At 34.8% G+C, this 12,547-nt stretch carries 7 protein-coding genes; 6 read left to right on the top strand and 1 reads right to left on the bottom strand.

Features of this window, described 5'->3' with window-relative positions; genetic code table 11:
• Positions 1 to 93 precede the first annotated feature (93 nt).
• Positions 94 to 987, top strand: coding sequence for an SMP-30/gluconolactonase/LRE family protein (locus EG346_RS23075; RefSeq protein ID WP_123882112.1), 894 nt, complete (start codon positions 94 to 96; stop codon positions 985 to 987).
• Positions 988 to 1,186: 199 nt separating this feature from the next.
• On the top strand, positions 1,187 to 2,734 hold the full coding sequence (locus tag EG346_RS23070; protein ID WP_123882109.1) for an IS1182 family transposase: 1,548 nt from the start codon (positions 1,187 to 1,189) through the stop codon (positions 2,732 to 2,734).
• Between the two features lie 116 nt (positions 2,735 to 2,850).
• Here EG346_RS23070 and EG346_RS23065 read toward each other — a convergent pair whose 3' ends face one another.
• Positions 2,851 to 4,158 (bottom strand): DEAD/DEAH box helicase, encoded by a 1,308-nt coding sequence (locus EG346_RS23065; RefSeq protein WP_073335053.1) that lies wholly within the window; start codon positions 4,156 to 4,158, stop codon positions 2,851 to 2,853.
• A 211-nt stretch (positions 4,159 to 4,369) separates the two neighbouring features.
• On the opposite strand from EG346_RS23065, the gene EG346_RS23060 reads away from it, so the two are divergent.
• The 4 genes from EG346_RS23060 to EG346_RS23045 all read left to right on the top strand — a co-directional run bounded on the left by EG346_RS23060 (position 4,370) and on the right by EG346_RS23045 (position 12,376).
• Entirely contained in the window at positions 4,370 to 6,178 is a 1,809-nt protein-coding gene (locus tag EG346_RS23060) for a DNA methyltransferase (protein ID WP_228426367.1), read from the top strand.
• A gap of 3 nt (positions 6,179 to 6,181) precedes the next feature.
• The gene (locus EG346_RS23055; RefSeq protein WP_123882103.1) at positions 6,182 to 8,755 is read left to right on the top strand and encodes a DEAD/DEAH box helicase family protein; all 2,574 of its coding nucleotides are present in this window, start codon (positions 6,182 to 6,184) and stop codon (positions 8,753 to 8,755) included.
• A gap of 159 nt (positions 8,756 to 8,914) precedes the next feature.
• Positions 8,915 to 10,705, top strand: a complete 1,791-nt coding sequence (rpsA, locus tag EG346_RS23050; protein ID WP_073335052.1) for a 30S ribosomal protein S1 — start codon at positions 8,915 to 8,917, stop codon at positions 10,703 to 10,705.
• Between the two features lie 243 nt (positions 10,706 to 10,948).
• The gene (locus EG346_RS23045) at positions 10,949 to 12,376 is read left to right on the top strand and encodes a T9SS type A sorting domain-containing protein (protein ID WP_123882100.1); all 1,428 of its coding nucleotides are present in this window, start codon (positions 10,949 to 10,951) and stop codon (positions 12,374 to 12,376) included.
• The last annotated feature ends 171 nt before the right edge of the window (positions 12,377 to 12,547 follow it).

Here is a 12,547-nt window from a genome sequence, read left to right as displayed (position 1 = left end):
ATTGGTTGTTTTTGCTTTTAATACATCAAAGTGAGAAAATATATTTGATTCTTAGAGGTGATGTTGTAACTTGCCATCATTAAAAGGTGAAGAATGAAAAATATATGCAGAATAAGCATGGTTGGTTTGGTTTTCGCATTGCTAAACTGTCAATCAGTAAATTACAACAAAATGTTTTATGAAGATGCACAGCCGAAGAAGATTTCGGACCGATTCACTTTTACAGAAGGACCGTCTTCGGATAAACAAGGGAATGTTTATTTTACTGACCAGCCTAACGACAAGATCTACTACTGGGACTGGAAAACCAATAAGGTGATAGAGTTTTTAGGAAAAACAGGCAGGGCAAACGGTACCCACTTCGATAAAGATGGAAATCTGATTACCTGCTCCGATGATCAGGGCGAGATCTGGAAAATTTCAAAAGATAAAAAAATAGAAGTTATTCTGAAAGGTTTTGAAGGAAAAAGACTCAACGGGCCCAATGATGTATGGAATGATTCATCCGGTGGAATGTATTTTACAGATCCTTTGTATGAAAGAGATTATTGGGTAGATTTTAAACAGGAAATTGCCCATAAAGGCCTTTATTACAGAACCAAAGAAGGAAAGACTGTTAGACTGGAAACCTTTACACAGCCGAACGGCATAGTAGGAAGTGAAATATTTAAGAAACTCTATATTTCAGATATTGATGCAGGAAAAACCTACGTATACGATATCCTTGGCGAAGGAAAACTTTCTGAAAGAAGACTGTTCTGTGAAATGGGTTCAGACGGTATGACTCTGGATAAACACGGAAACCTTTATTTAACAGGCAAGGGTGTGCATATTTTCAATCGTAAAGGAAAAAAGATGTATCATATTCCGATAGAGGAAGAATGGACCTCCAATGTGACTTTTGGAGGTGAAAATAATGATGTATTATTCATTACAGCCTCACAATCTGTTTATATGTTACGAACCAAAGTAAGAGGAGTGAAATAGGGTTGTTGAAATCATGATTGAATTGAAGCACTATTTGATCATGCCTTTATTTCAGAATTTTAATAGATCACGAATATGTTTGATATAAAAAAGAAGCCGTCTCACAACTGAGGCGGTTTTTTTCTTGTTAAAAAGTAAATAATTTTTATATATTTTGATTTGTTTTTTTTGTATATTTATTTGGTAATCAATTATATGTATGGCTTTTAAGCATTATAATCAAAATCAGCTGGTTTTATTTCCGCATACTTTTGACGATCTGATTCCTATGGATCATTCTGTACGGATTGTAAATGAAGTTTTAGATAAGATCAACATCAGCACCTTATTAGATGCATACCGCAAAGAAGGCAACCCTAGCTATCATCCCTTGATGATGCTCAAAGTGATGGTTTTTGCATATATGGAAAATATTTATTCCTCCCGTAAGATAGAAAAGGCCATGCGGGAAAATGTTTTGTTCATGTGGCTTTCCAATATGAATATTGCCGATCATAATACCATTGCCCGTTTTCGGAGCCAGAAACTGCAAACTGCATTTAAGGATGTCTTTACACAGGTGGTTTTGCTGTTGGCGGAAGAAGGTTTGATAACTTTAAAGCAAATCTATACCGACGGAACTAAGATTGAAGCGCAGGCAGGGCGCTATACCTTTGTGTGGGGGAAATCGATCAAAACCAACAAAGAAAAAATGCTAAAGCAGCTGGAAGAGTTATGGGAGTATGCCCAAAGCATCGCTTCGGATGAAGATAAAGATCCCGAACCTCCGGAGTTCAGAGAAATCAACAAAGAGAAAATCCAAAAAACGGTAGAAAGCATCAACCAGAAACTGAAAGGAAGTAAAATCGCTGATAAGAAAGGGGGAGCTAAAGCTAAAGCCAAGCTGAACTACATCAGGAATAATTTTGAAAAGAATCTTGATAAATACCAGCAGCAGGAAGAGATTCTCGCAGAGCGTGGCTCTTACAGCAAAACCGATACAGATGCTACTTTTATGCGGATGAAGGAAGATCACATGAAGAACGGACAGCTCAAGCCTGCTTACAATACGCAAATCTCCACCGAGAACCAGTTTATTCTGAATTATACGCTTCATCAAACCCCTGCCGATACTAATACTTTAGCTTCCCATCTGGAAAATTTTAAAGACAACATAGGCCAGGAAAAATTCTACGAAATAGAATCCCTTACCGCCGATGCAGGTTACGGAAGTGAAGAGAATTATGAGCTTTTAGAGAAACTTGAAATAGAGGCTTTTGTAAAGTACAATACGTTTGATAAAGAACAGGACGAAAACTATCAGAGTAAAAACAAAACCTTTAGCAAAGAGCATTTGCACTACAACCAGGAGAAAGACTTTTACGTTTGTCCAATGGGACAACGGATGGAAAAAACCCACGAAAGCAACAAAACTACCAAGACCGGTTTTGAGCAGACCTTATCGCATTACAAGGTCAAAAACTGCCAAGGGTGCCCATTAAGAAGCATGTGCCATCAATCCAAAGAAAACCGAAGCATAGAGAGAAATCACAATCTGGAACGTCATAAAGAACTCACACGAAAGCGACTGAAAAGTGAAGAAGGGATAGAAAAACGTAAAAAAAGATGTTACGATGTAGAGCCTGTGTTTGCCAACCTCAAACACAATCACCATTTTAAGCGATTTATGCTAAAATCACTAAAAAAAGTAGAAATTGAGTTCGGTTTACATGCTTTAGCACACAACTTAAGAAAGAAAGTGGCATAAAAAGGTACTCCAAATCAAAAAAATCATCCTAAAAAAATAATATTGACAGTTTATAAACAAAAACCGCCTCAAGGAAAATGAGACGGCTTCTTGTATTTTTAACGGTTTGCTTATTATTAATAGGCAACTTCCATTTTTACTTTTTTACCTTTCAGTTTTTCAGTGCTTAATTTCTTCAAAACAAAACTCACTTTATTTCTGGAAACCGCAACGTATGAAGTAGTATCTTTCACTTCAATAATTCCGATATCTTCTTTCTGTAATTCTCCTTTTTTGATAAGGTAGCCTACAATATCCACTTTATTGACTTTATCCTTTTTTCCCGCACTGATATAGATGGTCTGAAAAGGTGTTTTTTCAGGAACTGTATTAAAATCAGCAACACTTTCTTCCGGTGTATTGCTTTTAATGAATGGAAAATTTTCGTCTTCAGTCATGATCAGGTAGGCGAAACCTTTTGCATTCATTCTTGCTGTACGGCCATTTCTGTGAATAAAGGCATCTTCTTTTGAGGGAAGTTGATAATGGACGATAGATTCCACTTCAGGAACGTCAAGTCCACGTGAAGCCAGATCGGTAGTAATCAAAATTCTTGCAGAGTCATTTCTGAATTTCAGTAAGGCACGCTCTCTTTCGTCCTGTTCCATTCCCCCATGGAAAGTTTCTCTGTCGATTCCTTTGTCAGCCAGAAGGTCAGAAATACGGTCTACCGCTTCACGGTGGTTACAGAAAATCAGTGTTCTTTTATTTCCTATTTTACAGATCAAATGAAACAGAGTATCTAATTTTTCTTCAGAAATCGTCATTACTTTTCGCAATTGAATATCCGGTTTTGCGTCTCCTAACTTTAAGAAATCAATGATCTTCTCATTTTTCAATCCTGTGAACGTAGGAATTTCGTCCATAGCAGTTGCAGAAGTCAGAATCCTTTGGGACAGGCCTCTTAAAGAACCGGTAATGAATTCCATATCTTCATGAAAACCTAATTCCAAAGCTTTATCAAATTCATCTAAAACTAAAGTCTTGATCGTTTTAGGATCAAAATTGTCATTTCTTAAATGATAGGCAACTCTTCCGGGAGTTCCGATCAAAACCGCTGGAGCCTCAATTAAATTATTGACTTCAATTTTTTTATCATGTCCGCCATAACAAACAGAAACTTTAAAATCTGTCCCCATAGATTTGAAGACCTGCTCAATCTGTAATGCCAACTCTCTTGCAGGAACTAAAATAAGTGCCTGAATTCCTGAACTCTCTTTTTTCAGATTTCTAAGAACCGGAAATAAAAAAGCAAGGGTCTTCCCTGAACCCGTAGGAGACAGCAAAACAACATCGGTATTGTTCTCCGTAGTTTTATATGTAGATTTCTGCATCTGATTCATATCCTGAATCTGCAGTTTTTGATAAATTGATTCTAATTCCATGGTGCAAAGGTAAGAGATTTTGTTTTTTATTAAAATTTCAATCAATAATTATTTAAACTACGGTTTCCCATAATTTTTCATTACTGATTGATAATATTTTTGAAGCATAAATTTTTTTAAATATTATGCCATGAAGCTATATCAAACACTTGAAAATCAAATAAAAAAAGAATCCAATTATGTTTCCGACAATGGAGAAGTTAAAAAATGGGTGGTACTCAACAAAGCACAAAATTTTGATGAAGAATTGATTGAATTGTTATTACACGATTCAGATTTGAAAGAAAAATTTTTTATTATGGTAAAAGATGTTTTAGTATTTAAGCAAAATCTTTTCATCCAGTTTCTTGAACAGAAAAATTATCTCAACGACAGCTATACACAGTTTAAGAATAAAGTTGGGTTATCGATTGATGGTCAATATCTGAAACAGCGCAACGAAGTAGCGTTGGTTTGGCCATTTAAAGATTGTGTTCTGGAAGGGGGGCAGAGCCGTGAAGAGGATAAAAGAGAAGAAATTTTTTTTAATGAAACTTTAGCACAGGACGAGATTACCGAATTACTTGATCCGAAAGTTTTTACCAATGCCAAAGTATTTGATAAAGATGGCGAAAAGAGTTTTGATCAATTGAATAGAAATGAAAAAGGAACCATTACGGATAACCTTATTATCAAAGGAAATAATCTTTTGGCATTACACTCTCTAAAGAAAGAATTTACAGGAAAAGTGAAGTTGATTTATATTGATCCGCCTTATAATACTGGAAATGATGGTTTTAAATATAATGATACCTTTAATCATTCTACTTGGTTGACATTTATGAAAAATAGATTAAATGTTGCAAAAGATTTGTTAAGTGATGATGGGGTTATTTTTGTTCAATGTGATGATAATGAGCAGGCCTATCTTAAAATTTTAATGGATGAAATTTTTGGCAGAGATAATTTTATCAGCAATATAGTTTGGAAAGGCAGAGGAGGAAGACAAGATAGTAAGTTTATTGCACAAATTCATGAAACAATCGTTTCTTTTTCAAAGAATATTTCAAGATTAGAACTTTTTAAAGTTACGATTGAAGATAATTCTAAATATTCCTTACAAGATGAAAAAGGAAAGTATAAAGTTCAATTAATTAGAAAATGGGGAAGTAATAGCAGGAGAATTGATAGACCTAATTTATATTATGGTATAAATTTTAGAGATGAAATTATTTTTCCTATTCTTCCAGATGGAACAGATGGTTGTTGGAGATGGAGTGAGGTTAAACTTAAAAAAGCAATTGAAAATAATGAAGTGATTTTTGTTGAAAAAGAAGGCAGAAAGGAGTTGTATGAAAAAATATATGAAAGAGACGGAACAAAACAAGTGGTTTTTAATTCGTGGATTGAAGAATCTTTTTCTGGTCAAGGAGCTAAAACTCTTCAAAACTTATTCAACAAAAAAGTATTTGAATATCCTAAACCAGAGCAACTAATTGAAAAAATTATAGAAATTTCGACTTTGGAAAATGATATTGTTTTAGATTATCATTTCGGAAGCGGAACGACTGCTACAACTGCCCATAAAATGAATCGTCAATATATCGGAATTGAACAGATGGATTATATAGAAACCGTAGCTGTTGAACGTTTAAAGAAAGTAATCGATGGCGAACAAGGTGGCATTTCCAAATCCGTCAACTGGCAAGGCGGCGGTTCATTCATTTACCTCGAGCTCAAAAAATACAACCAGATCTTTATCGAGCAGATAGAAGAAGCTAAAGATTCTGAAAGTCTCTTGAAAATTTGGGAAGAAATGAAAACCAAATCCTTCCTCCATTACAATATTGATATCAAAAAACAAGAGCAATACCTCGAAGATTTTAAAGCATTACATCTGAAAGAGCAAAAACAGCATCTTTGTGAGCTGCTCAACAAAAACCAACTATATGTGAACCTCTCTTCACTTAACGACGAAAATTTTGAGTGTACACCGGAAGAAAAGAAAGTAACAAAAGATTTTTACCAAATAAAACACTAGCAAATGGCATTTCTATACGATACACTTTTACAGGAATTCGGAAAAAGAGCCATATCTCAGGTGACCGTTCCAACGCACATTTCAGGTAACTTGAAATTTGGCCAAAGACCTTATCAGCAAGAAGCATTTCAGCGTTTTATTCTCTGTCATTCAGAAAATTTTGTTGGGAAACCCAATAAACCACTTCATTTACTGTACAATATGGCAACAGGAAGCGGAAAAACTTTGGTAATGGCAGGTTTGATGCTTCAGTTGTATGAAAAAGGATACCGGAATTTTTTGTTTTTTGTGAACAGCAACAATATCATTCAAAAAACGAAAGATAATTTTCTCAATCCGCAAACCTCTAAATATCTGTTTAATGATAAAGTTGTCATCAATGGGAAAGAAGTCTTTCTGAAACAGATTCATAATTTTGATGAAGCCGATCATGAGAATATCAATATCAAATTTACAACCATCCAACAGTTGCATATTGATTTGAATAATACCAAAGAAAACAGCATTACTTACGAAGATTTTACAGATAAAAAAATAGTAATGATTGCCGATGAGGCGCATCACTTGAGCAGTGGTACAAAAGCTGGAAATCTTTTTGGAAGTTGGGAGGAAACTGTTTTAAAAATACTTCACCAGAATTTTGATAATATTTTGTTGGAGTTTACGGCAACGCTTGATTATGAAAGTCGTGAAATTATCAATAAATATAAAGATAAAGTAATTTATAAATATGACCTTTCACAGTTCAGAACAGACAAATTTTCTAAAGAAATCAATCTTGTCCGGTCCTTGTATGACGAAAAGGAACGGATCATTCAGGCATTGATTCTTAATTTATACCGTCAGGAATTGGCAACTACTAATAATATTAATTTAAAACCCGTTATTCTTTTTAAAGCGAAGAAAACGATTAAAGAATCGGAACAGAATAAAGACAATTTCCACAAACTCATTGATGATTTATCGGAGCAGATGATCGAAAAGATAAGGAAAACTTCTACGGTTCCCATTGTACAGAAGGCTTTTCAGTTTTTTGAAACCAAAAATATTTCATTGAATGAGGTAGCACAGCGAATTCATATCAATTTCCGGGAAGAAAATTGTCTGAGTGCGAATAACGATTCTGAGGCTGAGAAAAATCAGATTTTACTCAATACTTTAGAAGATGAAAATAACCCGATTCGTGCTGTATTTGCGGTCCAAAAACTGAATGAAGGCTGGGATGTTCTTAATTTATTTGATATTGTAAGGTTATATGAAGATCGTGACGGAAAGGATGGGAATCCAGGCAAAACAACGCTTTCGGAAGCTCAATTGATTGGGCGTGGAGCCAGATATTTTCCTTTTGCACTGGAACAAGGCGACGATAAGTTTGTCAGGAAATATGATGATGATGTTTCAAACGATTTAAAGATTTTAGAAGAATTATACTACCATACCAAAGAAGACAGCCGTTATATTTCAGAATTAAAAAAAGCATTGGTAGAAACAGGAATTTATGAAGATGATATCAATCTCGAAACCAAGAAACTTACCCTAAAGCCAATATTTAAAAATTCTGAATTATATAAGAAAGGGTATGTTTTTTCTAATAAAAAGCAGCCTAAAAATTTTGATAAAGTAAAATCGTTTATGGATTTGGGAGTTACCAAAACAAATTATCGACATCAGCTCTCTTCTGGAGGCGGAAGAGTTTCAAATGCGTTTTTTGAATTAGAAAGTCTCATCTCTTTTGATGAAGTAATAAAGCCTCAGGATATTCAACTTAAAGATATTCCAAAACATGTTATCGGATACGCATTAAGCAGGAATCCTTTTTATTATTTCGATAACCTTTCTCGGTACTTTCCTAATATCAGGTCACTTTCAGATTTTATTGAGGATAAAAATTATCTGAGTAACTTGGAAATTACATTTCTCGGAAGTTATAACCGTCTTCAGGAGATTTCGCATTTTGATTACCTTCAGGCATTGAATGGACTTCTGCAAAGTATAGAAGTTGAAATTAAAAATAACTCTACGGATTATGAAGGTTCAGAATATTATCCGCAACCTATTCATCAGGTATTCAGGGATAAGGAAATCAGGGTAAATAAATATAGCGAAAGAGCAAAAAGTCAATCAGAAACTAGCGATAGGTTTAGAGTCAATTTAGATAAAGAAGATTGGTTTTCTTTCAACGATAATTTTGGAACGATTGAAGAAAAGGCGTTTGTCTCATTGTTCTCCAGACGTTTTGAAGGTTTCAGTCACAAGTTTGAAAATATTCATCTCATTCGGAACGAAAGAGAAATTAAAATTTTTGATAAATACGGTCGTGCATTTGAACCTGATTTTTTACTGTTTTGTAGCGAACGAGCCAACAAACAGCTAACTTTTCAAGTATTTATAGAGCCAAAAGGAGCTCACCTGATAGGATATGACAAATGGAAAGAAGATTTTTTGAAGGTTATAGGAAACGAACAAAAATCTATCAAAATTTATACAGATACCTACAAAATTACGGCGGTTCCTTTCTATAATTATGGTAATGAAAATGAATTTAAGAAGGTTTTAGAAAGTACATTTGAAAAATAAATTTATTATACTTATCTTAAATAAATTTCATATCTTTGCACCCACTTTTGTGTGAAAGGTTTGATAAGGTAAATTATTAAAAATTAATTACTTCCGTATTTTTTAGATCCACATTCATTCAGACCATTAAAAAAGAAGGAATACAAATTTTATTAGAAAATGTCAAAAGAGACAAATTCAGCAGAGGTTTTATTAAACCAAAACGTAGCACCAGAACAATTTGATTGGGATTCTTTCGAATCAGGTCTTGATGCAGACGCAAGAAAAGAAAAAAGCGATTTAGAAGAAATCTACAATGGATCTCTTAGCAGTTTAAATGATAACGACGTTATCACTGGTAAAGTTGTAAGATTAACTGATAAAGAAGCTATCGTTGACATCGACTTCAAATCAGAAGGTGTTATTTCTCTTAACGAATTCCGTTACAACCCAGGCCTGAAAGTAGGTGATGATGTGGAAGTAATGGTAGACAGAAGAGAAGACAAAACTGGACAATTACAGTTATCTCACAGAAAAGCTAGAACGCTTAAAGCTTGGGATAGAGTAAACGAACTTCACGAAACTGGAGAAATCGTTAACGGTTTTGTTAAGTCTAGAACTAAAGGAGGTATGATCGTTGACGTTCACGGAATCGAAGCATTCTTACCAGGTTCTCAAATTGACGTTAAGCCAATTAAAGATTACGATCAGTTCGTAGGTAAAACTATGGAGTTCAAAGTTGTGAAAATCAACCCTGAGTTCAAAAACGTAGTAGTATCTCACAAAGCATTGATCGAAGCAGATATCGAAGGTCAGAAAAAAGAAATCATCGCTCAGCTTGAAAAAGGTCAGGTTCTTGAAGGTACTGTTAAGAATATTACTTCTTACGGGGTATTCATTGACTTAGGAGGTGTTGATGGATTGATCCACATTACAGATCTTTCTTGGTCTAGAGTGAACCACCCATCTGAAATCCTTGAGGACGGACAGACTGTAAAAGTTGTTATCCTTGATTTTGATGACGAGAAAACAAGAATCCAGTTAGGTATGAAGCAATTAGAAGCTCATCCTTGGGATGCTCTTTCTGCTGACATGAAAGTTGGAGATAAAGTAAAAGGAAAAGTAGTAGTTCTTGCTGACTATGGTGCATTCGTAGAAATCGCTCCAGGGGTAGAAGGATTAATCCACGTTTCTGAAATGTCTTGGTCTACTCACTTAAGATCTGCAGGTGATTTCGTGAAAGTAGGGGATGAAGTTGAAGCTGAAGTACTTACTTTAGACAGAGAAGACAGAAAAATCTCTTTAGGTATGAAACAATTATCTAAAGATCCATGGGAAAATATTGAAGCTAAGTATCCTGTAGGATCTCAGCATGTAGGAACGGTAAGAAACTTCACTAACTTTGGTGTATTCGTAGAGTTAGAAGAAGGTATCGACGGTTTGATCTACATCTCTGATCTTTCTTGGACTAAGAAAATCAAGCACCCATCTGAATTCTGTGCAGTAGGTGATAAATTAGATGTTATTGTTCTTGAATTAGATATTCAGGCTAGAAGATTATCTTTAGGTCACAAGCAATTAACTGAAAACCCTTGGGATAAATTCGAAACTAAATATGCTGAAGGTACAATCCACGCTGGTAAAGCTGTAGAAGTTCACGATAAAGGAGCTTCTGTGCAGTTTGAAGACGTTGAAGTAGAAGCTTTCTGCCCATCAAGATTATTAGAGAAAGAAGATGGATCTAAAATCAAGAAAGGGGAAGATGCTCAGTTCAAAGTAATCGAATTCAACAAGGAATTCAAGAGAGTAGTAGTTTCTCATACTGGAATCTTCAGAGACGAAGAAAAGAAAAATATGAAAGACTCTTCTTCTAGAAACGTATCTTCTTCTTCAAACAACGAAGAAAGATCAACTCTTGGAGATATCGATGCATTAGCAGAATTGAAAAGAAAAATGGAAGAAGGTAAATAATCTTTAACCCATTTGAATATAGGAAGCCGCTCGGAAGAGCGGCTTTTTTTGTTTCTGGGAAAAAGGGGATTTTGAGCGTAATCCTCTGATGGTATGTGGGTTGAGTTTCCTTCGTTTGTTATTTTTTTTATTTCTCATATAGTTTTATTGTGAATTGTTTTAATTTAATTGATTATTCTTAAATTATTTCATCAAATAGAGAAAAAAATATTATTTTTAGCCAACTAAATTTAAATAATAACCATGAAAAAAACATTCTTATTTTTCGTCGTGGCATTTATCATGTCATGGAATAATTTTAATGCCCAGCAATCCTCAGATTATATTATTATGCTCGATAATGGAGGATCTACGACTAATGATAGCTACGCTCACATGAAACGCGGCGCAGTTAAACTGATAGAGCAACTTTTAGCCTGTAATCCCAGAAACAGAGTGGCTGTTGTACAATACGGGGCAGGAATATACGGAGATCCCGCCGGAGCAAATAAAGCCTTGATTTACATTGAAAGTGATTTTACCAATGATGGTTTCATCGCACAAAACTTTAAAAGACGTCTTGATTTTGGGGATTATTTTAATGAATCCTTGGATCTGATTGGAACTGCTTTCAACGGAGCTTTTACGCCGGATATTGTAAGCAGTCAGAATACCTTAAATCTTAGTCAGCCTCTAAAGATTGTCATATTTACTGATGCAGAAAGGAATTCAGGAACCCCTAACGATTCATATCTTGTCAATTATAATAATACTGGCTTAAATAGCCCTTTGGCATTTGAGGATGTGGTGAAGTTTAAAGTTGACTATCAGACACAGTTTACAATGATTCATGCCAATACAGATACTCAGGCATTACAGGCGGCTGCATCTATTTCCAGTGCAGGTGGCTTATATAGTGGACCATTGGAAACCAATATTGCAGATCCTGATAACGGTGCTTTGTCAAGACTCTATTATAACAGACCCAATGGCTTTTCTGTAGGGCATACTGAAGTAGATTACTGGAAGGAGCTGGCAACCAATATCTGTGACCCAGGTAGCTTAGCGACTGTGAATTTCAGATATGAACCGGGAGAATGTATAGAGAGTACATCTGGTATTGGTGGGTATTACAACCTTCCTGCAGGAGCTACTTTGGTGAATTTTAAACTGGAGATAGTAAGTGTAGAGGATGGAACCGTGTTTCCAGTAACATTTAATCCTTCCTTTGGAGCCGGTAATTTTTTCAATTATTATTTTCAGCCGTCGGATTTTAATTATCCGGTAAATAATGGAGCAACAGGCGAGCAGAAGTTCAGATTGAGTATGGTGTATCTTCAAAACGGATCATATAAGATTGCGTACAGCTGGAATAACTATCCTTATTTTGATTACGATATCACAATGAAATGTCCTCCTGTGCCGAGAGCTGCGAAGCCATTGGCAGGAGAAAAGATCTTCAAACTGACACCCAATCCTACTACCGGACTGTTTAAAGTTATTTTGAAAAATAAACTTGAATCAGCAAGATTGGAAATCAGAGACTTGAGTGGAAATGCAGTGTACAGTAAAATGCTGCGTAATGAAAAAGAAATAGACATCGATATCAGTTCCCGAAAAGAAGGAGTTTATATTGTTAATGTTATAAATAATAAAAACGAAATCTATTCAGAAAAGATCATCAAAAAATAGAAAGGTTAAGCTGTCTTTTAAGGCAGCTTTTTTTATGAGACGATGTAGTACTGCCTGTTTGCATAAATGATAAAAATCCCTGTAATGAGATTTCTTTTGTGTAATTATTTTATTTTTCTAAATAATTTACCTAAAAAACGAATTAATTGTGAATTATTTGTACATTAGCGC

It is taken from the genome of Chryseobacterium carnipullorum (assembly GCF_003815695.1).
GTDB classification, from domain to species: domain Bacteria; phylum Bacteroidota; class Bacteroidia; order Flavobacteriales; family Weeksellaceae; genus Chryseobacterium; species Chryseobacterium carnipullorum.
Note: the sequence above shows the minus strand (reverse complement) of the source record. Positions and strands in the feature narration are given on the sequence as shown.

Bases quoted from the DNA above. Each gene is read 5' to 3' on its own strand.
- EG346_RS23055 (WP_123882103.1), top strand. From the start codon at position 6,182: ATGGCATTTCTATACGATACACTTTTACAGGAATTCGGAAAAAGAGCC.
- EG346_RS23045 (WP_123882100.1), top strand. From the start codon at position 10,949: ATGAAAAAAACATTCTTATTTTTCGTCGTGGCATTTATCATGTCATGG.
- EG346_RS23070 (WP_123882109.1), top strand. From the start codon at position 1,187: ATGGCTTTTAAGCATTATAATCAAAATCAGCTGGTTTTATTTCCGCAT.
- EG346_RS23065 (WP_073335053.1), bottom strand. From the start codon at position 4,158: ATGGAATTAGAATCAATTTATCAAAAACTGCAGATTCAGGATATGAAT.
- EG346_RS23075 (WP_123882112.1), top strand. From the start codon at position 94: ATGAAAAATATATGCAGAATAAGCATGGTTGGTTTGGTTTTCGCATTG.
- rpsA (WP_073335052.1), top strand. From the start codon at position 8,915: ATGTCAAAAGAGACAAATTCAGCAGAGGTTTTATTAAACCAAAACGTA.